This is a genomic window from Streptomyces sp. NPDC043867, assembly GCF_056435845.1.
Genome location: NZ_JBWKDS010000002.1, coordinates 46091 through 71293 on the forward strand (window position 1 = coordinate 46091; position 25203 = coordinate 71293).

Annotated in this window: 26 protein-coding genes, 1 pseudogene and 2 riboswitches; of the genes and pseudogenes, 17 read left to right on the forward strand and 10 right to left on the reverse strand. The window is 73.0% G+C overall.

From position 1 onward, the window contains the following. On the reverse strand, positions 1-1173 hold a 1173-nt coding region (locus AC069T_RS02160), incomplete at its 3' end, for a phytoene desaturase family protein (protein WP_478780876.1). A gap of 338 nt (positions 1174-1511) precedes the next feature. Then, positions 1512-2375: an oxygenase MpaB family protein gene (locus AC069T_RS02165; protein WP_478780877.1), complete on the reverse strand. Its 864-nt coding sequence runs from the start codon at positions 2373-2375 to the stop codon at positions 1512-1514. 175 nt (positions 2376-2550) lie between these two features. On the opposite strand from AC069T_RS02165, the gene argS reads away from it, so the two are divergent. The 3 genes from argS (at position 2551) to AC069T_RS02180 (ending at position 5610) form a co-directional block, all read left to right on the forward strand. Further along, positions 2551-4212: an arginine--tRNA ligase gene (gene argS / locus AC069T_RS02170; RefSeq protein ID WP_478780878.1), complete on the forward strand. Its 1662-nt coding sequence runs from the start codon at positions 2551-2553 to the stop codon at positions 4210-4212. Between the two features lie 160 nt (positions 4213-4372). Next, positions 4373-4876 carry a DUF6153 family protein gene (locus AC069T_RS02175; RefSeq protein ID WP_478780879.1) on the forward strand — a complete coding sequence of 168 codons (504 nt, stop codon included), beginning with the start codon at positions 4373-4375 and terminating at the stop codon, positions 4874-4876. A gap of 95 nt (positions 4877-4971) precedes the next feature. Then, entirely contained in the window at positions 4972-5610 is a 639-nt protein-coding gene (locus AC069T_RS02180; RefSeq protein ID WP_478780880.1) for a DUF305 domain-containing protein, read from the forward strand. A gap of 326 nt (positions 5611-5936) precedes the next feature. Here the strand turns inward: AC069T_RS02180 and sigJ are convergent, their stop codons facing one another. After that, the gene (gene sigJ, locus AC069T_RS02185; protein WP_478780881.1) at positions 5937-6866 is read right to left on the reverse strand and encodes an RNA polymerase sigma factor SigJ; all 930 of its coding nucleotides are present in this window, start codon (positions 6864-6866) and stop codon (positions 5937-5939) included. Between the two features lie 97 nt (positions 6867-6963). Between sigJ and AC069T_RS02190 the strand changes: the two genes are divergently transcribed. Beyond that, positions 6964-7371: a hypothetical protein gene (locus AC069T_RS02190; RefSeq protein WP_478780882.1), complete on the forward strand. Its 408-nt coding sequence runs from the start codon at positions 6964-6966 to the stop codon at positions 7369-7371. A gap of 182 nt (positions 7372-7553) precedes the next feature. Here the strand turns inward: AC069T_RS02190 and AC069T_RS02195 are convergent, their stop codons facing one another. Then, positions 7554-7877, reverse strand: coding sequence for a transposase (locus AC069T_RS02195; protein WP_478780883.1), 324 nt, complete (start codon positions 7875-7877; stop codon positions 7554-7556). A 43-nt stretch (positions 7878-7920) separates the two neighbouring features. After that, complete coding sequence (locus tag AC069T_RS02200; protein WP_478780884.1) at positions 7921-9111, reverse strand: acyl-CoA dehydrogenase family protein; 1191 nt, start codon at positions 9109-9111, stop codon at positions 7921-7923. 301 nt (positions 9112-9412) lie between these two features. Between AC069T_RS02200 and AC069T_RS02205 the strand changes: the two genes are divergently transcribed. Beyond that, positions 9413-10063 carry a TetR/AcrR family transcriptional regulator gene (locus AC069T_RS02205; protein WP_478780885.1) on the forward strand — a complete coding sequence of 217 codons (651 nt, stop codon included), beginning with the start codon at positions 9413-9415 and terminating at the stop codon, positions 10061-10063. Positions 10064-10117: 54 nt separating this feature from the next. Here AC069T_RS02205 and AC069T_RS02210 read toward each other — a convergent pair whose 3' ends face one another. Then, positions 10118-10891 carry a CbtA family protein gene (locus AC069T_RS02210; protein ID WP_478780886.1) on the reverse strand — a complete coding sequence of 258 codons (774 nt, stop codon included), beginning with the start codon at positions 10889-10891 and terminating at the stop codon, positions 10118-10120. A gap of 25 nt (positions 10892-10916) precedes the next feature. Continuing rightward, positions 10917-11138: a CbtB domain-containing protein gene (locus AC069T_RS02215; RefSeq protein WP_358855656.1), complete on the reverse strand. Its 222-nt coding sequence runs from the start codon at positions 11136-11138 to the stop codon at positions 10917-10919. A 37-nt stretch (positions 11139-11175) separates the two neighbouring features. Further along, positions 11176-11336, reverse strand: a riboswitch (cobalamin riboswitch). A 125-nt stretch (positions 11337-11461) separates the two neighbouring features. Between AC069T_RS02215 and AC069T_RS02220 the strand changes: the two genes are divergently transcribed. Beyond that, positions 11462-12184 carry a histidine phosphatase family protein gene (locus AC069T_RS02220; RefSeq protein WP_478780887.1) on the forward strand — a complete coding sequence of 241 codons (723 nt, stop codon included), beginning with the start codon at positions 11462-11464 and terminating at the stop codon, positions 12182-12184. Positions 12185-12282: 98 nt separating this feature from the next. Here the strand turns inward: AC069T_RS02220 and AC069T_RS02225 are convergent, their stop codons facing one another. Continuing rightward, entirely contained in the window at positions 12283-12648 is a 366-nt protein-coding gene (locus AC069T_RS02225) for a four-helix bundle copper-binding protein (RefSeq protein WP_478780888.1), read from the reverse strand. A 140-nt stretch (positions 12649-12788) separates the two neighbouring features. On the opposite strand from AC069T_RS02225, the gene AC069T_RS02230 reads away from it, so the two are divergent. The 4 genes and pseudogenes from AC069T_RS02230 to AC069T_RS02245 all read left to right on the forward strand — a co-directional run bounded on the left by AC069T_RS02230 (position 12789) and on the right by AC069T_RS02245 (position 17664). Further along, entirely contained in the window at positions 12789-13163 is a 375-nt protein-coding gene (locus AC069T_RS02230) for a DUF6479 family protein (protein WP_478780889.1), read from the forward strand. Between the two features lie 719 nt (positions 13164-13882). Further along, positions 13883-15243: pseudogene (locus AC069T_RS02235) on the forward strand (bifunctional o-acetylhomoserine/o-acetylserine sulfhydrylase). After that, a complete protein-coding gene (gene metX, locus AC069T_RS02240) occupies positions 15240-16448 on the forward strand; it encodes a homoserine O-acetyltransferase MetX (RefSeq protein ID WP_478781119.1) in 1209 nt (402 codons plus the stop codon). The pseudogene AC069T_RS02235 and the gene metX overlap by 4 nt, the downstream one beginning before the upstream one ends. Positions 16449-16504: 56 nt before the next feature. Further along, a riboswitch (SAM riboswitch) is annotated at positions 16505-16648 on the forward strand. A 191-nt stretch (positions 16649-16839) separates the two neighbouring features. Continuing rightward, on the forward strand, positions 16840-17664 hold the full coding sequence (locus tag AC069T_RS02245; protein WP_478780890.1) for a glutathione S-transferase family protein: 825 nt from the start codon (positions 16840-16842) through the stop codon (positions 17662-17664). Between the two features lie 55 nt (positions 17665-17719). On the opposite strand, the gene AC069T_RS02250 is transcribed toward AC069T_RS02245, so the two are convergent. Beyond that, the gene (locus AC069T_RS02250) at positions 17720-18121 is read right to left on the reverse strand and encodes a nuclear transport factor 2 family protein (protein WP_478780891.1); all 402 of its coding nucleotides are present in this window, start codon (positions 18119-18121) and stop codon (positions 17720-17722) included. Between the two features lie 84 nt (positions 18122-18205). Between AC069T_RS02250 and AC069T_RS02255 the strand changes: the two genes are divergently transcribed. The 5 genes from AC069T_RS02255 to AC069T_RS02275 all read left to right on the forward strand — a co-directional run bounded on the left by AC069T_RS02255 (position 18206) and on the right by AC069T_RS02275 (position 21876). Continuing rightward, entirely contained in the window at positions 18206-18769 is a 564-nt protein-coding gene (locus AC069T_RS02255; protein ID WP_478780892.1) for a PadR family transcriptional regulator, read from the forward strand. A gap of 129 nt (positions 18770-18898) precedes the next feature. Then, positions 18899-19594 carry a type 1 glutamine amidotransferase domain-containing protein gene (locus AC069T_RS02260; RefSeq protein WP_478780893.1) on the forward strand — a complete coding sequence of 232 codons (696 nt, stop codon included), beginning with the start codon at positions 18899-18901 and terminating at the stop codon, positions 19592-19594. Positions 19595-19808: 214 nt separating this feature from the next. After that, positions 19809-20801, forward strand: a complete 993-nt coding sequence (gene dhaK, locus AC069T_RS02265; protein ID WP_478780894.1) for a dihydroxyacetone kinase subunit DhaK — start codon at positions 19809-19811, stop codon at positions 20799-20801. Between the two features lie 72 nt (positions 20802-20873). Beyond that, on the forward strand, positions 20874-21473 hold the full coding sequence (gene dhaL, locus AC069T_RS02270; protein WP_478780895.1) for a dihydroxyacetone kinase subunit DhaL: 600 nt from the start codon (positions 20874-20876) through the stop codon (positions 21471-21473). Further along, complete coding sequence (locus AC069T_RS02275) at positions 21466-21876, forward strand: PTS-dependent dihydroxyacetone kinase phosphotransferase subunit DhaM (protein WP_478780896.1); 411 nt, start codon at positions 21466-21468, stop codon at positions 21874-21876. Before dhaL ends, AC069T_RS02275 begins: the two co-directional genes overlap by 8 nt. Before the next feature lie 116 nt (positions 21877-21992). Here the strand turns inward: AC069T_RS02275 and AC069T_RS02280 are convergent, their stop codons facing one another. After that, complete coding sequence (locus AC069T_RS02280; RefSeq protein ID WP_478780897.1) at positions 21993-22730, reverse strand: glycoside hydrolase family 75 protein; 738 nt, start codon at positions 22728-22730, stop codon at positions 21993-21995. A gap of 370 nt (positions 22731-23100) precedes the next feature. Here AC069T_RS02280 and AC069T_RS02285 point away from each other — a divergent pair, with 370 nt between their 5' ends. Both AC069T_RS02285 and AC069T_RS02290 read left to right on the forward strand, forming a co-directional pair. Next, positions 23101-24135: a fibronectin type III domain-containing protein gene (locus tag AC069T_RS02285; protein ID WP_478780898.1), complete on the forward strand. Its 1035-nt coding sequence runs from the start codon at positions 23101-23103 to the stop codon at positions 24133-24135. A gap of 10 nt (positions 24136-24145) precedes the next feature. Beyond that, the gene (locus AC069T_RS02290; protein ID WP_478780899.1) at positions 24146-25072 is read left to right on the forward strand and encodes a LysR family transcriptional regulator; all 927 of its coding nucleotides are present in this window, start codon (positions 24146-24148) and stop codon (positions 25070-25072) included. The last annotated feature ends 131 nt before the right edge of the window (positions 25073-25203 follow it).

Below are 25203 nucleotides of genomic sequence, written 5' to 3' on the forward strand. Positions count from 1 at the left end.
GAGGGTCTGGCACCCCCCCTCAACGGGGGTGGGGGCAGGGGTCGGGGGATAGGTAAGCGGGGGGCGGGAGCTCTGGGGGGGCGGCGCGGCGGGCACCGACCCCCCCGCGGCCTGGGCGTGGGCCGTCGCCAGCTGCTCGTACCCCTCGGCGATGTGGAAGGTCCCGGCGAACGCCTCGCGCGGGTCCACCGAGGTGTCGCGCAGCCGCGGCAGCCGCTTGAGCAGCATGTTCACCTTGAGCTGGGCGCCTTCGGCGGGGGCCGGCGGTGTGTCGCCGACCAGCGCGGCCAGTTCCTGCGGCGACGCGTTGACCAGGACGTGCCGGGCCGCGACGGTGCCTTCCTCGCCGTCCGTACCGCGGTACGTGACCTCGGCGGCCCGCCCGTCCGTCTCGATCCGCACCACCTCCCGGCCGGTGGCGAGGACGGCGCCCGCGGCGCGTGCCGTGGCGGCGATCGCGTCCGTGAGCGCGCCCATACCGCCCACGGGCACGTCCCAGGCGCCGGTGCCGCCGCCGATCACGTGGTAGAGGAAGCACCGGTTCTGCCGCAGCGAGGGATCGTGGGCGTCCGCGAACGTGCCGATGAGGCCGTCGGTGAGGACGACACCCCGCACCAGGTCGTCGGCGAAGTACTCCTCGATGGCGGTGCCGACGGGCTCCTCGAACAGCATCCGCCACGCGTCCTCGTCGTCGACACGCAGGCGCAGCTCGTCACGCGTGGGCAGCGGCTCGGTGAGGGTGGGGAAGACGCGCTGGGCGACGCGGCCGGTCATGCCGTAGAAGCGCTGCCAGGCCGCGTACTCGCGGTCGGCGCCGGTCAGCCGCGCGAAGGCCTCCCGGGTGCGCCGCTCGCCACCGCCGACGAGCAGTCCGGTGGGCCGTCCGTCGCGCTCCACCGGCGTGTACGAGGAGACGGTGCGTCCGCGGACCCGGAAGTCGAGGCCGAGATCCCGCACGATCTTCCGGGGCAGCAGACTGACGAGGTACGAGTACCGCGACAGCCGTGCGTCGACGCCCTTGAAGGGCCGGCTCGACACGGCGGCACCGCCGGTGGTCCCGAGGCGTTCGAGGACCAGCACGGAGTGCCCGGCGCGGGCCAGGTAGGCGGCGGCGACCAGACCGTTGTGACCGCCGCCGACGACGACGGCGTCATATCCCTCGTGTGCAGGCATGGTTCTTGGTAGCACGCGATGATCCGGGCGGACCAGAGGCGTGCGGACGAGCCGCCGGACGGCGGACGCCCCGCACCGCGCAGCGCGCGGCCGGCCGCTGACGGTGAGCGTGGTGGTCACCGGGGGCGGGTACAAGGGCGGCCCCCGCCGTGACCAGCGGCCCCGCGGTACGGGTCGGCGCCCCGGTTTGTCCAGGCAGCGGGCCTCGTGGGGACCGCCGCCGACGTTCGCCGGCCGCAGCGGCGCGCGGACACCCCGGGACCGCGACAACCGAGACCGGCGCGGTCCGGGCGCCTACGGCCGGCCCGTCAGGCCCGTCACGCCCGTTAGGCCGGGGCCTATCCCCCGACCTTGTTCGGTGCCGGACGGGAGCCGGGCCCGAGCCGTGCCATGGCGCGGGGAATGTGTCCGGGCGGCAGCTGCCAGCGCACACGTGCGGGAACGCCGCGCAGCAGGGTGCCGATGACGCGCAGGCGCCGGGTCACGGTGGCGGCGGGCGGGGCCGGTCTGCCGTACAACTCGTGGGCGTACGGTGGCAGGGACGCGTAGGCCAGCCGGGCCACGTGCCGCCACAGCAGCGCGCGTGCCGGGACGAGCAGCGGATGCGTCGGCGGGCGGCGCAGGAAGGCGTCCACCTCCCGCGCCTCTGCTCCAGCGGCCAGCTCCGGGCGCACCTTCTCGAAGTACGCGGCCAGCTGGGCCCGGTCGCCGGGCACGGCGGCGGGGTCCAGGCCCACCAGGCGGGCGCCGACACGGTGTTCGCCGACGTAGCGGTCGGCTTGCGCGTCCGTCAGCCGGAAGCCCGAGCGGCGCAGGACGTGCAGATAGGAGTCGATCTCGGCGCAGTGCACCCACAGCAGCAGCCCGGGTTCGTCGACGCGGTAACGCTCCCCCGTGTCCGGGTCCGTCGCCCGGAGCCTGGTGTGGATGCCGCGCACCCGGGCGCCCGCCCGCTCGGCCGCCTCCGTGGTGCCGTACGTCGTCGTCCCCACGAAGTCCGCCGTGCGCATCAGCCTGCCCCAGGCGTCGCGCCGGAAGTCGGAGTTCTGCATGACCCCGCGCACCGCGCGCGGATGGAGCGCCTGGAGATACAGCGCGCGGATCCCGGCGATCCACATCATGGGGTCTCCGTGCATCTGCCAGGTCACGGACGCGGGGGTGAAGAGGCCCGGGTCCGCGGGCACGGTGCCTTCGGCGTCCATGCGGCCAGTGTGGCCGGACCCGGCCCCGGCCAGCAAGGGGTGCGCGGCCCCTGCCGCCCATGCGCGGCAGGACGCCGACCGGAGGGACCGGGCCGCGAAAAGCAGGTCCCTCACGGCGGGAGCGCGCGGCGAAAACCGTTGTCCGGGCGGCAACGCGTCCTTGTAGCCTCGCCGCGTGAACCCAGCAGACCTCGCCGCCCTCATCTCCGGCAGTGTCCGGGAAGCAGTCGACTCCGGAAGGCTCGTCGCGGAGGTGCCCGCGACGGTTCAGGTCGAGCGGCCGCGTCTGCGTGGCCACGGGGACTATTCGAGCAACGTGGCCCTGCTGCTCGCCAGGTCCGCGGGGATGCCGGCGCGCGCCGTGGCCGACGTGCTGGTGCCGACGGTGAGTGCCGCGCCCGGCGTCCGGGCGGTGGAGGTGGCGGGCCCCGGCTTCCTGAACATCACGCTCGACACCGCCGCCAAGGGCGCGCTCGCCCGGGACATCGTGCTGGCCGACGCCGCCTACGGCCGGACCCGGCACCTCGCGGGGCTGCGGCTGAACCTGGAGTTCGTCTCCGCCAACCCGACCGGTCCGGTGCACATCGGCGGTGCCCGGTGGGCGGTCGTGGGGGACGCGCTGGCCCGGCTCCTCGACGCCACGGGGGCGCAGGTGGTGCGGGAGTACTACTTCAACGACGCCGGAGTGCAGATCGACCGCTTCGCCAGGTCCCTGCTCGCCGCGGCGGCGAGCGCGCCCTCACCGGAGGACGGTTACAGCGGCGCCTACATCGGGGAGATCGGCTCCGACGTACTGGAGCGGCACCCCGAGGCCCTCGGTCTGCCCGAGGCGGAGGCCCTCCAGGTCTTCCGGACCGCGGGTACGGCGCTCATGTTCGACGAGATCAAGTCGTCCCTCGCCCGGTTCGGCACCCGTTTCGACGTCTTTTTCAACGAGAAGGACCTGCACGGCCGGGGTGATCTCGACACGGCCGTCGCCCGGCTCCGGGAGGGCGGGCACGTCTTCGAGTCCGACGGCGCCGTGTGGCTGCGCACCACCGACTTCGGCGACGACAAGGACCGGGTCCTGGTCAAGAGCGACGGCTCCTGGACGTACTTCACGGCGGACTGCGCGTACTACCTGAACAAGCGGTCGCGGGGCTTCGAGCGCGTCGTGATCATGCTGGGGGCCGATCACGCGGGTTATGTGGGCCGGATGCGGGCCATGGCGGCGTGCTTCGGCGACGACCCGGACACGAACCTGGAGATCCTGATCGGCCAGCTGGTCAATCTGGTCAAGGACGGCCGGCCGGTGCGGATGAGCAAGCGTGCGGGCACGGTCGTGACGCTGGACGACCTGGTCGACGCCGTGGGGTTGGACGCGGCCCGGTACGCGCTGGCGCGGGCCGCCGTGGACTCGATGATCGACCTCGACATCGACCTGCTGACCAGGAAGTCGAACGACAACCCGGTGTTCTACGTGCAGTACGCGCACGCCCGGCTGTGCGCTGTCCAGCGCAGGGCGCGGGAGACCGGTGCGAGCAGGGGCGGTCCCGAGGACTTCGACCCGTCGCTGCTCGGGCACGAGCGGGAGGACGATCTCCTTGCCGTACTGGGCGAGTTCCCCGATGTCGTCGCCACGGCGGCCACGCTGCGTGAGCCGCACCGGGTCGCTCACTATCTGGAGCAGCTGGCGGGCACCTACCACCGGTTCTACGACAGTTGCCGGGTCCTTCCCCGGGACGGCGAGGAGGCGACCGACCTGAGCCGGGCCCGCCTGTGGCTGACGGACGCGAGCCGGGTGGTGCTGCGCAACGGCCTGCACCTGCTGGGGGTCACGGCACCGGAACGGATGTGACGGCCGGGGGGAGCCGCCGCGGCTCCCCCCGGCCGGGGCCACATCGACGCAGCCGTCCCACGCCCTTCCGCGGCATGCGGCGCGTCCCATGGGTACTGTCGTTCCGGCAGACCGTGTCGGTCCGGCGGACCCGGAAGCGAAGCCAGGGACGGAGTCACCCGTGAAGGCCAGGCGGTACGTACGCACAGCGGGCGCCCTCGGGCACCTGCTGCTGGTCGTCGTGCTCGCGCTCGGCGTGTTCGTGATGCACAGCGTGGGGCACCCCACCGGGTCGGCTCACTCCGCCCTGCGTACCGCGTCCCACGCCGGAGCCACGGACGGGGTCGTCACGGGCCACGACCCGATGACCGCCCTCGCCGGACCGGGCGGCGTCGTCATGCAGGCGTCGTCGCCCCACTCGCCCTCGTCCTCGACGCCGCACCACTCAGCCTCGTCCTCGTCGCCGTCGTCCTCGTCGCACGAGCCCGCCATGGCCATGGACATGACCTCGCTGTGTGTGGCGGTCATGTTCGGGGCGTGGGTGCTGACGGCGCTTCTCGCATCGGCGTTCGTCCGCCGCCGGGAGTCGCCGGCGGAGCTGCTCGCCCGGATCGCCGCGACACCGCGGCCCGATCCGCCGCCACGCGGACCCGATCTCACCCGTCTTTCGGTTCTTCGGCTGTAGGCCGAACCGCTCACGTGGGCGCGCCTCTGGCGCCGCCCCGCGGTTTCGCATGCTCCCCGACAGCCGAAGTACCAAGCACACGAGGTGAATCGACCATGACTTCCTCCACGCGCCCCCCGCACCGCGAGCCCCTGCGCCGAGCCGCCGCCACGGGCGTCACCGCAGCCCTTGTCCTGTTCCTCTCCGCCTGCGGCGGCAACGGCGACGACCCGTCCCGCAGGAACCACGGCGGCCACGACAGCTCCCCGTCCGCGGCCCCGGGGGCCGGCTCCTTCAACGACGCGGACGTCACTTTCGCGCAGCTGATGGTCCCGCACCACGAGCAGGCTCTGCAGATGGCCGCGCTCGCCGGCGCACGCGCCTCCGACACGCAGGTCAAGGACATCGCCGCGAAGATCGAGAAGGCCCAGGACCCCGAGATCAGGACGCTGAAGGGCTGGCTGGAGTCCTGGAACGCGCCGACCGCCATGGAGTCCATGCCCGGCATGGACCACCACGGCGGGGGCGGCATGATGACCGGCACGGACATGAAGCGGCTCAAGGGCATGAAGGGCGCCGCGTTCGACAAGGCGTTCGCCGAGATGATGGCCGACCACCACAACGGCGCGATCAGCATGGCCCGGGACGAGCAGCAGCGGGGCGAGAACACCGGCGCCGTGAGGATGGCGGGCGACATCGTCGAGGGCCAGTCCGCCGAGGTCGACCAGCTGAAGGGCATCCTCGACCGCCTCTGAGGGCCGACGGTCTCGGGCTGAACGCCGGCCCGAGACAGCCTCGCCTGTCCGGGCTTCGTCGCGCAGACGCCACGAAGCCCGTACGGGCGGGGCCCACCGTCCGGGATTTCCTGCGCGGCGACGCCGACCGACCCCGGTGCGCTGGGGGCGTGTGCCGGTGGCCAAGCGCCGATTCCGGCCGCCTTGGCGGCCAGGGCTGAGACCCCGCACGTGAGCGGAGGCGTGTTCGGGGAAGTCAGCGCGCACCCGTGTGCCAGATGCCGCCTTGCTCTTCGTCGGTGAGGCCCGCGCCTACGAGCGCGCTTGCAGATTGCGAAGAAGTCTGGCTAGCCCTTCCGTGTCCATGGTCGTAGTTTCTCGGGGTTGCGGATTACCCAGATGTGGGTGACGCGCCTGTGGGAGATGTCGAATGCGGCTACGGTTCTCACGATGCCGGACTGGTCGGCGACCAGGCCCGGTACGCCGTTGACGGTGCGTTGCTGGAGTTGGAGTCCGGGCGCTTTGTCGGCGATGGCGATCATGTATTCGGCGATGCGCGCGCCGCCCTGGACGGGGTGCAGGACGGTGGGGACCATACCGCCGCCGTCGGCGGTCATCACGGCGGCCGGATCGAGGAGACCCACCAGGGTCGCGATGTCCTTGTTCTCCCACGCCTCCTTGACGTGCCGCACGACGTCGGCCCGGCCGGTGACCGGCTCCGGAGCGCCTGCGGGGTGTATTCGCCGGCGGGCGGAGGCCGCCAACTGCTTGCAGGCCGCGGGAGACCGGCCGAGCACGTCGGCGATCTCGGCGAACGGGTAGCGGAAGACGTCGTGCAGGACGAACGCCACCCGCTCGGCGGGCGTCATCGACTCCAGGACGACGAGGAAGGCCATGGCCACCGATTCGTCCAGGACGATCTGGTCGGCCGGATCCGCAGGTGCGGTGGGACCGGGTGCGGCGGGGCCTCCGCCCGTGCGGGCCCACTCGGTGCGGTCAGGCAGCGGCTCGGGCAGCCACACGCCGACATAGCGCTCACGGCGCACGCGCGCAGAGCCGAGCAGGTCCAGACAGAGACGGCCAGTCACCGTCGTCAGCCAGGCGCCGGGGGAGCGGATCTCCTCCTGCCGGCTGCGGGGCAGCGCGTACCAGCGTGTGTAGGCCTCCTGCACCGCGTCCTCGGCCTCCGTCACCGCACCGAGCAGCCGGTAGGCCACATTGATCAGTTGGCGTCGCTCGCCGGCTATCGCGTCCGTGCCGTCCCCGGCAGTCTCCATGCTTGTGGCCCCCGCCTTACCTTTCGCCGCCCTGTGTCGTCGGGCTGGGGAGACCTTAAACGATCTGCTGCCCGAGGGCGGAAAAGAGGGGACTGGCATGGCCACTGAGGTGACGGCGACGACGGTGAACGCGCGGCGCGGCTCCCGCTTCCTGCGGATCGCGATCGTTCTGCAGACGTTGACCATTTTTTCGCAGGCGGTTTCCGCCGGACTGCTGCTGACCTCGTCGGTGGGTGCGACGCTGCACGATGTCGGCGCCCGTGTGATGTACGGGGCGTCGATGCTGTACCTGCTGGCCGCGGTGCTGGCGTGGAAGCCGGGGGGCGGCCCGGCCCGGCCCGTCGGGCACGCGTCAGTCTTCCTCGTGCTCGCTTCGGTCCAGGTCGTGCTCGGCATCGCACACGTCCCCTCGGTCCATCTTCCCCTGGGTGTGCTGATGTTCGGCCTGAGCGTGCTGGCGCTGGGTGCGGCGCTGAGGCCCACAACGGGACCTCGTCGGTGCTAGGGCCTGTCGTTTGGATCAGGCTGGCTGTGACCGACGGTTCGTCCTGACCGACCCGAGCGGGGTCTGGCGCGTACAGCTGCAAGGCGGAGGAGGGAGTCGACGCGGAGCGTCGGCGACCGACGACAACGCCGCAGATGTGCGTGCCAGACCCCGCGACGCCGGCATGATCCAAACGACAGGCCCTAGCTCCCCCGGTGGACCGTCGCCACCCCGGGCCAGTGTTCCCGCAGCACTCGTGGTGCGGGGCCGTCCTCGCCGACGGGGGACGCGCAGGCGGGCCACGACGTCGGTGGAGGCATGTGCGTCACCCGCCTGTCCGGCGGTGAGGTGGAAGGCCAGTGGCTCCAGTTGCCGTACTTCTCCGGCAGGTGAACCCACTGCGTGCCGGTCCGGAACTCGAAGGCGATCGCGTCGATCACCTCACGATGGTCCCGCCAACGGCCACCCCGCTTCGGCGTCCGGTCCGGGAGCAACGGCTCGATCCGCGCCCAGTTCGCGTCAGTCAACGGCACACCCGGACCAACGACCAACTGATCCGCACGCAACTGCCTAGCGCCGCACCCGCGGCATCCCCAGGCCGATCCAGGAGATGATCTCGCGCTGGATCTCGTTGTTGCCGCCGCCGAAGGTGAAGATCACCGCCGAGCGGTAGCCGCGCTCCAGCTCGCCCTGGAGGACGGCGCCCGCCGAGCCCTCCTTCAGCGCACCGGGGGCGGCGACGATCTCCATCAGCCAGGCGTACGCGTCCCGGCGCGCCTCGGAGCCGTACACCTTGACGGCGGAGGCGTCCTGGGGAGTGAGCGTGCCTTCCTGGACGGCGTTCACCATCTGCCAGTTGAGGAGTTTCATCGCGTCGAGCCTGGTGTGGATCTGCGCGAGGCGCCGGCGCACCCAGGGGAGGTCGACGACGCGGCGGCCGTCGGCGAGTTCGGTCTTCATCGCCCAGCGCTGCACGTCGTGCAGGGCACGGATCGCCATGGTCCCGTGAGCGGCGAGCGTGACCCGCTCGTGGTTGAGCTGGTTGGTGATCAGCCGCCAGCCCTTGTTCTCCTCGCCGACCCGGCGGGAGGCGGGGACGCGGATGTTCTCGTAGTAGCTCGCCGTGGTGTCGTGCGAGGCGAGGGTGTTGATGAGGGTGCAGGAGTAGCCGGGGTCGGACGTCGGCACGAGCAGCATGGTGATGCCCTTGTGCGGCGGCGCGTCCGGGTCGGTGCGTACGGCGAGCCAGATCCAGTCGGCGGTGTCGCCGTTGGTCGTCCAGATCTTCTGGCCGTCCACGGTGTAGTGGCCGGTGGTCTCGTCCCCCTCCCGTACGGCTCTCGTCCTGAGCGCGGCGAGGTCCGTGCCCGCGTCGGGCTCGCTGTAGCCGATGGCGAAGTCGATCTCCCCGGAGAGGATCTTCGGCAGGAAGTACGTCTTCTGCTCGTCCGTGCCGAACCGCATGAGGGTCGGGCCGACCGTGTTCAGCGCCATCAACGGCAGGGGGGCGCCCGCCTGGGCCGCCTCGTCGAAGAAGATGAACTGCTCCATGGGGCTCAGCCCGCGTCCGCCGTACTCCTTCGGCCAGCCCACGCCGAGCCAGCCGTCCGCGCCGAGCCTGCGGATGGTCTCGCGGTAGAAGCGCTTCCGCGTCGCCGGTTCGCCGTGGCGCGCGTAGGCGTTGTCCGGTACCAACCGGGCGAAGTAGTCACGCAGTTCGGTCCGCAACCGCTGCTGCTCGGGCGTGTATTGGAGATGCACGGCGCCTCCCGGCTCCCAGTGGATCGACGGGTCCCACCCGGACTTGACGGCGCACACAGTAGAACGCGTTCCAGAAATTGGGAATGCCGAGGACGCGTCGGAGAACCCGCGGCCGCCCACACCCCCGGCGCTGCCCCGAACCCGCGGCCCGCTCACACCCCCGGCACTGCCGTCGCCCTACGGCAGATGCCCTGGACGACCCGCCGGACGTAGCATGCGGGGAGACCCCGAAACCGGCTGGCCCGCCGGTTTTCCCGGAAGTGCAGGAAACGGCCCGAACACGAACCTGGACCGGCGCACCATGAAGACCGACAGACACGAAGCGGAGGACGGACCGTCGGCCCCCTCCGCCAGACCGGCGCTGAATCGTGCCCGCATCGCCGCGGCGGCGCTGGCGCTGATCGACGTGAACGGGCTGCGCGCCTTCTCGATGCGCAAGCTCGGCGCGGGACTCGGTGTGGACCCGATGACCGCGTACCGCTACTTCGAGGACCAGGACGCGCTCTTCGACGGCGTCGCCGAACTCCTCCTGGAGGAGGTGGACTTCGACTCGCTGCCCTGGGGCGGCTCCTGGCGGGCGGTGGCCGAGCAGTACTGTCGGCGGCTGCGGCGCACGCTGCTCGCCCATCCGCACGCCGTCGCCGTGTTCGCGACGCATCCCGTGCGCTCGCCCGCCGCGACGGACGCCTGCGCGCGGCTCGTCGACCATGCCGGCGCCGCGGGCTTCGGGCCCGCCCGGGCGGGCCGCATCGCCCGCTGTCTGCGGGAGTTCACCGTGGGACACGCGCTGAGCCTGGCCGTGCTGCGCCCCGGCGCGGAGGACTGCGCGGGCGACCCCGCCGAGCAGTTCGACACCGGGCTCACCGCGATGCTGGACGGCTTCGAACGCCTCGCCCGGCCCTCGCGCGCGAAGGCCCCGGGGGCCGCGGACGGCTCCGCCCGGCCGGGCTGACGCCGGGCACGAGAAGGCGGGCCCCGGCCGGGGCCCGCCGTGATCTGCGCACGCTCAGGGAGCGACCGGTGCCGCGGTCACCGGCTTCTCCTCCCTGCCCTGAACCGGGGCGGTCCCGGGCACCGCCAGCCGCTGGGCCAGTGCGCCGAAGACGAGCCCGAAGGAGGTCCACAGCGTCAGCTGGATCGCCAGTGCCGCGAGCCGGAACTGCCACAGCAGGGTGCCCGAGAAGTCCCTCGGCACCTCGTCGACCGCGGGGAGGAACGCGTACGCCAGGCCGACGGCGACGACGAAGAACGCCCCGGCGGCCAGCGTGGCGTTCCAGTTGCCCAGCCGTGGTGCGAGGCGCTTGCCCAGGATCACGGTCGCGACGGCGAGCAGCACGCTGAGCACGACCATGAGGAAGTACAGCGTCGTCCGCTTGCCGATGGTGTCGGCGTCACCGACGGACGGCGGGTTGGCCGGGTACTTGAGGAACGGCACGACGTAGACCGCGACCAGGCCCGCCGTCGACAGCAGCAGCGCACTCGCCCGGGGCCCGAAGCGGCCGATCCGTCCGAGGGCGAAGCAGTACGCGAGGGCGGCGATGCCACCGAAGGCGATGCCGTAGACGAGGACGCCGGTGGCCAGACCCCCGGTGGACTGCATGGTGCGGGTCACCGTCTCCACGCCGTGTTCGTGGTGGTGCGCGTGGGATTCCTCGTAGGCGATCGCGGCGTCCACGCGGGACTCACCGAGGAAGTACGCGACGGTGAGGGCGAGCAGGCCGGCGGCGAGACCCGCCAGCATGCCGCGCACCAGGAGTTTTCCGACTGTTGCTGAGTTCATCGACTCGTACGCTTCCTCGTCGCCGTCAGTGGCAGGGGAAGCCGAGCAGATGGCGGGCGTCGTGCACCCACTCGTGCACGTTCTCGCCGGAGACGAGCGCGGTGGCGCCCTGTTCGGCGCCGACGAAGTAGAGCAGGACCAGCATCAGGATGCCGAAGAAGACCGCCCAGGGAGCGATCGCGCCGATCGGCAGCTTGGCGGGAACGGCGGTGGGGGTGGCGGTCGGCTGAGCGACGGACTGCGCCATGTGGCAGGACCTCCTGGGGAACTCGCGTCCCATCGTGGTGGTGCACAGGACGACGGCTGCGGGTCTGACTTGCCCTGCCTTCACCACCCCTGGCGGGCGCGGCTCTTGCGGGGATTACAGTGGCGCGACCGTGCCGGATTCTCACCGGGCTTCCGCCGTACCGTCGTCAATATCGTCGAGACCGTACCGCGAAGCGGAGGCCGGGCCAAGGGCGCACGGGAGGCACAGCGTGCGCCCCGCGGCTCAGGACCACGGCCAACTCCCGCTCTGCGCACGGCGTTCGGCCGCGGGCGCGGCGGCATTTCGATCACGAGAGCGGATCCATGACGACCCGAGTGACCTTGATCTCAGCAGCGTCGAGCGCGGCGCTCCGCGAGGCCCGCTTCGACGACGGCTGTCCCGCGGACGCCCGCGGACTGCGGCTCGCCCGGGCTGCCGCGGGCACGTTCACGGCCGCGGGCGAGCGGTGGGTCTCCCCCAGCGTGCGTTGCCGGGACACCGCCGGCGCGCTCGGTCTTGACGCGGTCGAGGTGGCGCAGCTCGCCGGACTCGACGTGGGCCGCTGGCGCGGCGCGACGCTGGACGAGGTGGGCGCGGAGGAACCGGACGCGGTGGCGCGATGGCTGGCGGACCCGGGGTCCGCTCCGCACGGCGGGGAGTCGGTGCGGGACTTCTGCGACCGGGTCGCCCGTTGGCTGGACAGGGCCGCGGAGCACGCGGGGCGTGTCGTCGCCGTGGTGGAGCCGGAGGTCGTACGGGCCGCGCTGGTACGGGCTCTCGGGGCGCCAGAGTCCGCGTTCTGGCGGATCGACGTACCGCCGCTGACCGTCACGGAGCTCAGCGGGCGCTCGAACCGCTGGAACGTGCGCGCCGGACGCCCGCTGCCGGGCCGGGACGGCTTTGCCCCGGGCCTGCTCCAGCAGCCCCAGCCCCACAAAGACCCGGAACCGGGCATCGCCGACCGGGAAACACACCGGCGTGACGCGGACCGAGACCAGCACCGGTGCGGCGCGGACCGGCACCCGCGCCCACGTGACGCGGACTGAGACCCGCAACGATGTGGTGCCCGGCAGGCCGCCGGTACCGTCGGCGCCCGGGCCGCCCAGCGTGCCCGCGGGTGCCGGCGGCGTGCCGGCCCGCCCCCTCAGCGGAGGGTGGCCATGAAGTCCATGCAGGCCTGGGCGCACTCACGGCAGGCCTTCGCACTGCCCTGCGCACCGGGGTGGTCGTCGAAGACGTCGGCGCACTCCAGGCAGACGTCCCGGCACCACTCCAGCTGGACGCGTATGCCCGCCTCGTCCAGGCCCGACTGCTCGTACAGCATGCGGCACGTCGCGTCGCACACCTCCGCGCACATGACGCCCCTGCGGCGTACCAGTTCCTGCTCCTTCGGCCCGTCCGGGTCCACGAGGCTCGCACGCAGAGCACACGCCCGCGCACACTCCGCACACGACTGCGCGCACGCGAAGCGGTCCTCCAGGAACCGGAAGAGCTCCTGCTCAGATGTCATCGAGGTCACCCGCCCCGAGTAGCCGCGGTCGCCCTTGTCAAACGCTGCTCTCGCGGACTCCGGCCGGCGTGACCCGCCCGATTCACGCGGGGGGCGAGGGGTACTCGCGGGACAAAAACCCCACAAGGGACGGATGCACCATGAACCTACTGGTGAACGACATGGCGGCGAGCGCGAACCGCGGTCTGGTGGCCGGCTTCGCGCCGCTGGTGATCGGTCTGGCCGTCGTGGCGCTGCTGGGCGGTGCCATGTGGATGGGCAGCCGGGTCCGCCGCGAGGAGCCGCCGCGCCCGCGGGCCGACGAACAGCCGAAGCCGCCCGCGAACGGTCCGGTGTTCGAGGTCTACGAGAACCGCGAGCCCGACGAGGTGCCCCGGAGCAGTCAGCGTCTGACCCCGTACCAACTGGCGGCCCACGGCAACATCGCCTCGAAGCCGAGCGGGGACACCACACGACGCCGGTGGAGCGCGGGCTCCAGCGGCTCCTTCGGCAGTGGCGGCTCCGGCTCCCACTGACCGCGGCCCGCTCTTCCCTCCCCGGTCCCCCGCGGGCCGCGGGGAGAGCCGTCGCCCGGTGACCGGCCGACGCGCGGCCGGTCACCGTCACGCCTTCACGAACGCGCTGTTTCCGTTCTGCGAACAACGGGCCGAGGGAGAGGACGGGCGCACCCGGCCGGGGTGACCATGCAGGTCCACGGGGCCCGCACCCCGCGCCCTCCTCCCGCTGGGAAGCACCATGAGCCTGCCGTCGTCCGCCACCCTCCCGTGGGAGTCCGAGAGCTGGAACGCCGCCGCCGCGGTCCGGCCGCGCGAGCTGATGTCCGCCGAACCGGCCCCCCGTCACGCCCCTGTCGAGCACCGGCGGGTCCGTGCGTCCCAGCCGTCGGCGGACGAGATCGTCGTCACCTGGGTCGCGTACGCGGACGACGTCCCCGTGCGCTCCGGGACGTGCCGCCCGCCCCTCATCTCACGTGCCGTGCCCGCCCCGCCCGACGGACGGTGGCGGTCCGGACGGGCGACCGTGCTCGTGAGCCGGCGCCACGTCGACCTCATGCGTGTCACCACCACGGCCTGTCTCCCCCGGGTGCCTCCGCCGCCTGATCGCCCCTCCTCCCCCACCGCATCCGTGCTGCCCGCCGCCCGGCCGAAGGTGCGGCACGCAGCCCCGCGGTGCCTCCACGCACGTCTGCACTCGTACACCGCGCGTGTCTCCGCACGCCGCACAAGGGAGAACCATGAGCCAGCCGATCGACTCCGTCACCGCAGGTCACACGCCCGAGGAGGAACCGGCGGGACCCGACACCCCGGCCTGGTCCTTCGAGACGAAGCAGGTCCACGCCGGTGCCGTGCCGGACCCGACGACCGGGGCGCGGGCGGTGCCGATCTACCAGACCAGCTCGTTCGTCTTCCGCGACACCCGGCACGCCGCGGACCTGTTCTCGCTCGCCGAGCCCGGCAACATCTACACGCGCATCCACAACCCCACGCAGGACGTCTTCGAGCAGCGCATCGCCGCGCTGGAGGGCGGGGTCGCCGCCGTGGCCCTCGCCTCCGGGCAGGCCGCCGAGACCTGGCGATCCTGACGCTGGCGGGCGCCGGTGACCACATCGTCTCCAGTACGTCCCTCTACGGCGGCACCTACAACCTGTTCCGCCACACCCTGCCGAAGTTCGGCGTCGAGGTGTCCTTCGTCGACGACCCGGACGACGCCGAGGCCTGGCGGGCGGCGATCCGGCCGACCACCAAGGCGCTGTTCGCCGAGACGCTCGGCAATCCGCGCGGCAACGTCCTCGACGTCCGGGCGGTCGCGGACGTCGCCCACGAGGCCGGTGTCCCGCTGATCGTGGACAACACGGTGCCGACCCCGTACCTGCTGCGGCCGATCGAGCACGGAGCCGACATCGTCGTGCACTCGGCCACCAAGTTCCTCGGCGGGCACGGCACCACGATCGCCGGTGTCGTCGTGGACGGCGGCACCTTCGACTTCGGTGCGCACGCCGAGCGCTTCCCCGACTTCACCGAGCCGGACCCCAGCTACCACGGGCTGCGGTACTGGCCCGCGCTCGGTCCGGGCGCCTTCGCGATCAAGCTGCGGGTGCAGCTGCTGCGCGACCTCGGGCCCGCGCTGTCGCCGCACTCCGCCTTCCTGCTGCTCCAGGGAGTGGAGACGCTCAGCCTGCGCATCGAGCGGCACTCCGCCAACGCCCAGGCCCTGGCCGAATGGCTGGAGCAGCGCGACGAGGTCGCGGCCGTCCACTATCCGGGGCTCGAGTCCAACCGGTGGTACGAGGCCGGGCAGCGCTACCTTCCCCGGGGCGCGGGCGCGGTGCTGGCGTTCGAGCTGCGGGACGGTGTCGAGGCAGGGAAGCGGTTCGTGGACGCGGTCGAGCTGTTCAGCCATCTCGCCAACATCGGTGACGTACGCAGCCTGATCATCCACCCGGCGTCCACGACGCACAGCCAGCTCGACGAGGACGGCCTGGCGGCGACCGGGACCTCGCCGGGGCTGGTGCGCCTGTCGGTCGGCATCGAGAACCTCGCCGATCTCAAGGCGGACCTGGAGGCCGGCTTCCGCGCCGCGAAGGGCGCGTCCTGAACACCGTGCCGGCGACCTCCCGGGTCCCCCTCCCGCCGGCCTCCGGGGCGTGGCGGGAGGGGGACCCGGCCGGACGGCGCCAGTGGCACGTCCGCGGGAAGCCGCTGTCCCTGGAGGCGGGCGGTGAACTGCAGGGTGTGCGGCTGGCGTTCGAGACCTGGGGGCGGCTAGCGCCGGACGGGTCCAACGCCGTGCTGGTGCTGCACGCGCTCACCGGCGACAGTCACGTCGCCGGACCCGCCGGGAGGGGGCATCCCACTCCGGGCTGGTGGGACGGGTTGGTGGGACCGGGCCGGGCACTCGACACGGACCGCTGGTTCGTCGTCGCCCCGAACGTGCTGGGCGGCTGCCAGGGCAGCACGGGACCGTCCTCCCGGCGTCCCGGCGGACGGTGCTGGGGCGGCGATTTCCCGTTTCTGACACAGCGTGACCAGGTGGCGGCGGAGGCCGGCTTGGCCGACGCGCTCGGCATCGGCCGGTGGGTGCTGGTGGTGGGCGGGTCGATGGGCGGGATGCGTGCCCTGGAGTGGGCCGTGTCGTACCCGGAGCGCACGGACTCGCTGCTGCTGCTGGCGACGACCGCCGCGGCGAGCGCCGAGCAGATCGCCTGGGCCTCGGCGCAGGTCCACGCGATCCGCGCCGACCCCCACTGGCGCGGCGGCGACTACCACGACGCCGGGCCCGGCCGCGGACCGCACGCGGGACTCGGCCTGGCCCGGCGCCTCGCCCATGTCACCTATCGCAGCGAGCCGGAGCTGCGGACCCGCTTCGGCCGCGGGTACCAGGGCACGGAGGAGCCCTGGAACGGTGGCCGGTACCAGGTCGAGTCGTACCTGGATCATCATGCCGCCAAGCTGGTGCGCCGCTTCGACGCGGGCAGCTATGTCGCGCTGGCGGAGGCCATGAACAGCCACGACATCGGGCGGGGCCGCGGGGGTGTCCGGGCGGCGCTGAGCCGCGTCACGGCCCGGACCCTGGTGGCCGCGGTCGACGCCGACCGGCTCTATCCTCCCTACCAGCAGGCGGAGTTGGCGGCCGGGATCGGCACGGCGGACCGTCTCCGTACGGTCGTCTCCCCGTACGGCCACGACGGCTTCCTCATCGAGGTGGAGCAAGTGGCCGCGCTGGTGCGGGAACTGCTCGGACAGGTTCCGGCCCGCGTCCCTCCCCCGGCACTCGGACGGGCCGCCCCGACCACGTCGTGAGACGTCGCGCAGGCCTTCTTGACGCTCTCACGGAGCGCGACGACACTGACGGGGACGGTCACGATTGTCAGCGCCCCGCGTGCAGGCTCCCTGCTCGTACGGTCATCGGCCCCGGCCCGCTGGCAGGCAACCCTTCCACCGCGACGGGGTGCCCCGGGTGACGACCGGGTTCCGCCGGTGCGGCGGGACAAGCGTGGTCTCGCATCTCGCGAGCCCCGAGCGTGGACCGGTGGGAATGCCCAGGAACGGTTTGACGAGGCGCCTGCACATCGATCTGTCGCGTGTCTCCAGCGCCTACTAGCCCGACGATCCGGACCGGCACGAGAGCGCAGTCACTCCGTTTCGTCGCGGCGCCCACCGGGCGGCCGGACTTCCTCACCCGTGGAGAGTCATGCCCGAGACCATGTCGCACGCCTTCAGCACGAGCACACCCTGCGCCACGTCCGACGCCGGACGTCCCGACGGCACCCCCGGCCCGGTTCCCGGTTCCCGCGTCACGGGGTCGCCGACCGGCCCGCGCCGCCTCCACAGCCGTATCGGCGTCGGCCTGGCAGGCGGCTTCTACCCGGCACCGCACCGCTACCGGCTGTACCTGTGCACCGACTGTCCCCGTTCGCTGCGCGTCTCGATCACGCTGGAGCTGCTGGGCCTCGGGGACTTCGTCGCCACCACGCCCCTGGCGCACACCGGTGACACCGGCGAGGTGTCCGACGGGTTCGCGGCCCTGCGCCGGGCCTACGAGGCGACCTGGCACCACTACGAGGGCCCGCTCACCGCGCCGGCCCTCTGCGACGGCTGGACCGGACGCGTCGTGAGCAACCACACGCCCGACATCCTGCGCGACCTCGCGGGTCTGGCGGTCCGCACCGGCACCGGGCTTCCCGCACTCCGCCCGCCGGCCCGCGCCGCGGACATCGACGCCCTGAGCGAACTCCTGGACGCCGACGTCGTACCGGCCGCCGCGCCGCACAGGCGGTCCGCCGCACTCGGGCGGCTGAACCGGCGGCTGGCCTCGGCGCCCTACGCCTCGGGCCGCGACCTGACCGCCGCGGACGTGGACCTCTGGGTCGCCCTCGTCCACCTCGAGGACCCGGACGCGCTCGCCCCGTACGGACACCTCCAGGACTACGTACGACGGCTGGCCGCGCTCCCGGCGTTCCGCGGACGGACGAGCCGCGCCGGTGCCGTGCAACCCCGGGTTGCACGACCGAGGTAGGCCGTGGCGGCGAAGGCCCCGCCTGTGCCGCTCCCCATCCGTCCGCTGTCCGCCGCTATCCGTCCGCGCGCTCGACCGCTTCCCGCGAGATCTGCTCGAACTGCGCGGCCATAGCCTCCTGGAGCGCCCGGGCCGCCGACAGCGGGCGGACCATCACCGTGAGGTCGTCGATCCTGCCGTCCTCGTCGAGGTGCAGGAAGTCGCAGCCCTCGATCTCCCTGTCGCCCACCTTCGCCCGGAAGATCAGCGCGTGGTCGCCGCCGTCGGCGCCGGCGATCTCCCGGACGTAGTAGAAGTCCGTGAAGACACGGGAGACGCCGCGCACGATGGCCGCGGTGATCGCCCGGCCGGTGTACGGCTTGAAGACGACAGGGCTGGTGAACACGACGTCCTCGGCCAGCAGCGCCTCGATCGCGGCGTGGTCGTTCGCCTCCACCGCCTTGCGGAACGGATGCATCGCGCCCACCTTACATAGTCAACTAATTGATTAGGTGTGGAAGAGATTACTCACGGAGTCGGGTGGACATCTAGCCTTGGGCGCATGGCATTGCGCAACGCGGTCCTGGCCGCGCTTCTCGAGGGCGAGGCGTCGGGGTACGACCTGGCCAAGGGGTTCGACGCGGCGATCGCCAACTTCTGGATGGCGACTCCCCAGCAGCTGTACCGGGAACTCGACCGCATGGCGGGCGAGGGGCTCATCGCGGCCCGGCTGGTGCGGCAGGAGCGCAGACCCGACAAGCGGATGTTCTCGCTCACCGACGCGGGCCGCCGCGCGCTGCGCGACTTCACGGCCGCCCCGCCGAAACCCACGGCCATCCGCGACGAGCTCCTGGTCAAGGTCCACGCCGTCGACGAGGGCGACCTCGATGCCGTGCGCGCGGCGATCACCGAGCGGCTGGAGTGGGCGCGCGCGAAACTGGCCCGCTACGACCGGCTGTGCGCCCGCCTCCTCGACGGCCGCACCGAGGAGGAGTACCTGTCCGGCGCCGAGCGGATCGGCCCGTACCTCACGCTGACACGGGGCCGCGCGTTCGAGCGGGAGAACATCACGTGGGCGGAGTGGTCCCTGCGCATCCTGGAACGACGGGCCGCCGTGCGCGGCTGATCCCCGGCCCGGCCCCGGGGCCCACCACGCGGGGGGGGCGGCGTATTCCCTCCGACGCATCGGATGTCCTATGGCTCCGAGTGACGTGCCTATTGGTCACCTATGGCCCCGTGCGTCTACGTTCGTCGTATGTCGAAGATTCTTTTTGTGATGACCGGCGCCGACCACTGGACGCTCGCGGACGGCAGCAAGCACCCGACCGGCTTCTGGGCCGAGGAAGCGGTCGCCCCGTACGAGGCGTTCACGGCCGCGGGCCACGAGATCGTGGTCGCCACGCCCGGCGGTGCCGTACCGACCGTGGACCGGGCGAGCCTCGCGCCCGAGGTGAACGGCGGCCAGGAGGGCGCCGACCGGGTCGACGGAGTCCTGGCGTCGATCAGCGAGTTCCGGCAGCCGATCCGGCTGGAGGACGTACGGCTCGACGACTACGCCGCCGTCTACTACCCCGGGGGCCACGGTCCGATGGAGGACCTCGCGGTCGACACCGTCTCCGGCCGGCTCCTCGTCGACGCCCTGGCATCGGGCAGGCCCCTCGGTGTGGTCTGCCACGCCCCGGCCGCGCTGCTCGCCGCGCGGCAGGAGGACGGCGCCAACGCCTTCGCGGGGTACCGCCTGACCGGGTTCACCAACGCGGAGGAAACCCAGGCCGGCTTCGCCGACAAGGCGAAGTGGCTGCTCCAGGACCGGCTCGTCGAGGCGGGCGCGGACTTCCAGGAGGGTGAGCCGTGGGCCCCGCACGTGGTGGTCGACCGCAACCTGGTCACCGGCCAGAACCCGTCCTCCTCCGCTCCGCTCGCCGCCGAGCTGCTGAAGAAGCTGGCCTGAGCGTCCCGAGCCGCGACCCCGCGCCCCGGCGGACCGGGACCGCGCCGCCCTTCCGGGGCGCCGGTACCCCGGCCCGCCGGGGCGTTTTTCGTACGTCACCGGCCCGCCGTCCGCCCCGCGCAGGCCCGTCTGATCCACCCGGAGACCCGCAGCACGTGACCACCGCCTCCGGAACGCCGATACTGCAAGAGGCGGATCTCATCAGGAGGTACCCATGAAGATGCTCATCAACGTGGCGGAGACAGTGGTCGCGGACGCCCTGCGGGGCATGGCGGCCGCCCATCCGGAGCTTACGGTCGACGTCGAGAACCGGCTGGTCGTCCGGCGCGACGCCCCGGTGGCCGGACAGGTCGGGCTCATCTCCGGTGGTGGTTCCGGGCACGAACCGCTGCACGGCGGATTCGTGGGTCCCGGCATGCTGTCGGCAGCCTGTCCGGGCGAGGTCTTCACCTCCCCGGTGCCGGACCAGATGGCACGGGCCGCGGCCGCGGTGGACAGTGGCGCGGGCGTGCTGTTCATCGTGAAGAACTACACGGGTGACGTGCTCAACTTCGACATGGCGGCGGAGCTCGCCGAGGACGAGGGCATCCGGGTCGCCAAGGTCCTCGTGAACGACGACGTCGCCGTCACCGACAGTCTGTACACGGCGGGCCGGCGCGGCACCGGCGCGACGCTGTTCGTGGAGAAGATCGCCGGGGCGGCCGCCGAGGAGGGCGCGCCGCTGGAGCGGGTCGAGGCGCTCGCCCGGCAGGTCAACGAGAACTCCCGCAGTTTCGGGGTGGCGCTCTCCGCGTGCACCACTCCGGCCAAGGGCAGCCCCACCTTCGACCTGCCGCCCGGGGAGCTGGAGCTGGGCGTCGGCATCCACGGCGAGCCCGGCCGGGAGCGGCGCGCGATGATGACCTCGCGGGAGATCGCCGACTTCACGCTGCACGCGATCCTCGAGGACCTCGACCCGCGTGATCCGGTCCTGGTCCTGGTCAACGGCATGGGAGCGACTCCACTGCTGGAGTTGTACGGGTTCAACGCCGAGGTGCAGCGGGTGCTGACCGAGCGCGGTGTCGCCGTGGCGCGCACACTCGTCGGCAACTACGTCACCTCGCTGGACATGGCGGGCGCCTCGGTGACCTTGTGCCAGGTGGACGAGGAGCTGCTGCGGCTGTGGGACGCCCCGGTGGAGACCCCGGGCCTGCGCTGGGGCAGGTGAATCCCCCCGACGTCCGGTCCCGACGTCCGGTCCCGACGTCCGGTCAACGTTCGTACCACGCAAGGAGATTCCGTGCTCGACGCCGACTTCTTCCGACGTTGGATGGCGGCGACCGCCGCGTCCGTGGACCGCGAGGCCGAACGGCTCACCGCGCTGGACTCACCCATCGGCGACGCCGACCACGGCAGCAACCTCCAGCGTGGTTTCACCGCCGTGGTGGCCACGCTGGACAAGGACGCGCCGGACACGCCGGGTGCCGTCCTGACGCTCGCCGGCCGGCAGCTGATCTCGACGGTGGGCGGCGCGTCGGGGCCGCTGTACGGCACCCTGCTGCGCCGTACGGGCAAGGCCCTCGGGGAGGCTCCCGAGGTCAGCGGGGAGCAGTTCGCGCAGGCACTGCGCGAGGGCGTGGACGCGGTGATGGCGCTGGGCGGGGCCGCGCCCGGCGACAAGACCATGATCGACGCGCTGGTGCCCGCCGTGGACGCGCTCGGCCAGTCGTTCGCGGCGGCCCGTACCGCGGCCGAGGAAGGTGCCGTGGCGACGACTCCGCTGCAGGCGCGCAAGGGCCGTGCCAGCTATCTGGGCGAGCGCAGCATCGGGCACCAGGACCCGGGTGCGACGTCCGCGTCCTTGCTGATCGCGGCTCTCGTGGAGGCGTCCGGTGAGTGACGGCAAGCTGGTCGGGATCGTGCTCGTGTCGCACAGTGCAGCCGTCGCCGCCTCGGTCGCCGAGCTGGCGTCGGGGCTGTCGGGCGGCGGCGCGACGGCTCCGGTGGCGCCCGCGGGCGGCACCGTGGACGGCGGCCTGGGGACGAGTGCGGAGCTGATCTCCGCCGCGGCCGCCTCCGTGGACCGGGGCGCCGGGGTCGCCGTCCTCATGGACCTCGGCAGTGCGGTCCTCACCGTGAAGGCGCTCCTCGCGGAGGGTGACGAGCTGCCCGAGAACACGCGGCTGGTCGACGCGCCCTTCGTGGAGGGTGCGGTCGCCGCGGTCGTGACGGCTTCGGCGGGCGCGGACCTCGCGGCCGTGGAGGCCGCCGCGGCAGAGGCGTACGCGTACCGGAAGGAGTGACACGGCGGTACGGGGCGTGCGTGCGCCGCGTACCGCGAGCCCTTGCCCCTGGCGGGCGGGGGCTCGTTCGTGTCCGGGGGCGGGCCGGACACGAACGCGACCGGTCGGGCGGGTGCTCAGTTCCGGTTCTCGGCGAGGAACTTCCGCGCCAGCGTCCTGCCCCGGGCCGCCGTGGCCCGGTGGTCCTCGATCGGGGACCCGCCGGAGTTCTCGAACACGATGTACGTGACACCGGAGGGCACACCGCCGCCGCGCGGGTCGGTCCGGATGCCGAGGCCCCGGGCGGCCGCGTACGACGCCTCGCCGATGATGTCGCGCGGTCCGACGTCGCCGACGACCGCGTACTGGACGCGGCCGCGGTGGATGACGGCGGCGACGGACCCTCCGGTGATGCCGTGGTCGCGGTGGTTCCACACGGGACCGGGGGACGGCACGACGATGTACGGCAGGGTCTCGGCGCTCAAGTAGCGTCCGTCGGACTGCTGAAAGGCCGTCATGGACGAGAAGAGCGGGTCGGTGCGCCGGTTGCAGCGGGGGCCCGGCCTGCCGTCGCAGTCGATGTCGAGGTCCGCCTTGAAGAACACGGCCCCGCGGCCGCCGCACACGGGGATGTCGGCGGGGGCGTCGTCGTCGCTGCGGTAGCGGCCGGAGGAGACCGGAGCGCAGTGGCGGACCGCGGCGAGCAGGTCGGCCGCGCTGACGTCTCCTTCGCGCCCCCGGGGTCGTTCCGCTTCACGCACCGGGGGCCGTTGCGTTCCGGCGGAGGGGGCGGGGGGCGGCGGTTTCGCGGGCAGCGTGGTGGGGGCGAGCAGGGCGGCGCCGGCCACGGCCAACGTCAGCGACTGGACACGCACGATGAGGAACCCTCTCCTGGGCGACACTGACGGGCACTCAACCAAATCTGGGCCGGGTCGCGCAGGCCGTCCACCGGTGAGCGTCCGGATGGCGCACGGCCTCGGTCCGGCCCAGGCCACGGCCGGTGCACCGGCGTTGTCGCGGGGGGGGGGGGGGGGGGGGGGGGGGGGGGGGGTTCTCCCCCCCCCCCCCCCCCCCCCGCCGTCCTGGGCGCGGCACCGGCGACGACAGCGGTCCGCGCCGGTGGGCGTGAACTCCCTCGGAAGGAGCGCGAGTTCAGGCCGCGTCAGGAATCGGCACACGGAGCACCCGCCGGACGTGGCGACCGGCTCCTCTTCCCGGCCCACCCCTTGATGTGTTCGCGCCGGCATGGCATACAGGTACAGACCAATCCGGTCGAGGGAAGGCGGGGCCGTGCGACGCGCTCGGACATCGGTGATCTGCGGCTCGCTGCTCCTGGTGGCGTCCTGCGGCTGGGGCGGCGGCCAGGACGACGGGCGGAGCGGCCGGCTGCCGTCGGCCCCGGTGGGCGTCACCGCCGCGGCCGGCAGCGCGACCAGCGTGCACGTGATGTGGAACCTCGCCACCGGCGACCCGGAGATCGCCGGTTACGAGGTGTACCGGGGCGGCAGGAAGGTGAAGGACGTGCCCGGGACGGAGCACATGGTGGACGTCACCCGGCTCGCGCCGGCCACCACCTACGCCTTCACGGTCCGGGCGCGGGCCGCCGGCGGAGACGTCGGACCGCCCAGCAGACGGGTGCGCGCCACCACCCCCGCGGCGACCGCGGCCGACCACCGCGCACCGACCCGCCCGGGGCACCCCGGCGGCAGAGTGCTCGGGGGCCGCGCGGTCCAGCTGTCCTGGGGCCGCTCCACGGACGACAGGCGCGTCGCCTCGTACGACATCCACCAGGGCGGCTCGAAGATCCACAGCGTGGGCGGCGGGCAGACGGCGGCCGTGATCACCGGGCTGCGGCCCGGCACCCGCTACTCCTTCACCGTGCGGGCGCGCGACGCGGCGGACAACGTGTCGCCGCCCGGCGAGCCGGTCCGGCTCACCACCGCGCCGGGTCCGGGTGACGGCCGGGACACGGCACCGGCCGGCTTCCGGGCCACCACGCACACGTCCGACGGCGCCTACTCCCTCGACCTGTCGTGGGTCCCGCCGAAGACGGACGGCGTGATCACGGAGTACCAGATCCGGCTGGACGGGCGGGCGGCGACCTCCCTGGTGTGGGGCGGCACTCCCCCGGCCGGCCGGGCCTCCTACAGCTTCTACATCGGCCGCGAGGCCGGCATCACCCACCGGGTGCGGATCCGGGCGAAGCTGCCGGACGGCACCTGGGGCGGCTTCTCGGCCGAGCGGACGGTGACGACGGGGGCGAGCGATAGGCGGGGCTAGGGTTGATCACATGGCCCATAGGGATTCGCATACCGCTCCGCTGGACCTGACGCAGCTGCGGACCTTCCTCGCCGTCCACCGCGCCGGGTCGTTCACGGCGGCGGCGCGCCTGCTCGGTCTCTCCCAGCCGACGGTGACGACGCAGATGCGGGCGCTGGAGGAGCAGCTGGGCCGTGAGCTGTTCGAGCGGCAGCCGCGCGGGGTGACGCCCACGGCGGTGGCGGACGAGCTGGCCGCGCAGGTGGCGGCGCCGCTGGACGCGCTCACCGCCGTCGCGGAGCGCGGCGGACCGGGCGCCGACCAGGTACCCGAACCCGTCCACGTGGCGGGGCCGGCCGAGCTGCTGTGCACCCGCGCCCTGCCCGCGCTCGCACCGCTGACGGCCCGGGGTGTCCGGCTGCGGGTCGGCACGGGCCTGACCGACGAGCTGCTCGACGGGCTGCGCGGCGGCCGGTACGACCTGGTGATCGCGACGAGCAGGCCGCGCGGACGCGCGCTGACGTCCGTGCCGCTGGGCGACGAGGAGTTCGTGCTGGTGGCGTCACCCGCGTGGGCCGACCGCATCGGCCCCGAGCGGGTGGCCGCCGAGGGGGCCGGCGCACTGCGCGGGGTGCCCCTCGTGTCGTACGCCGAGGATCTGCCCATCGCGCGGCGCTACTGGCGGCACGTCTTCGGTGTGCGGCTCACCGGGCAGGCCGCGATCACGGTGCCCGATCTGCGCGGGGTACGGGCGGCGGTGGCCGCCGGTGCCGGGGTCAGCGTGCTCCCGCGCTACCTGTGCTCGGAGGAGCTGGCCTCGGGAGCACTGGTGCCCCTGCTGTCGCCCGAGGACCCGCCGATCAACACCGCGTATCTGGCGCAGCGTCCCGGGGCACCGGACAATCCCCATGTCGCGCTCGTCCGGGAGCGGCTGCTCCAGGCCGGGCGCACGTGGTGACCCGGCCTTCCTCAGCGGCGGCCGGCGCACGCCGTTCGACGGAGTCCGTCACACGCCCGGCCCCCCTCCGCATGCGCTCCCGGTCCGGGGCGCGTTGGCTCTCCCTGAGGCAGCACGGCCGCTTCCCCATC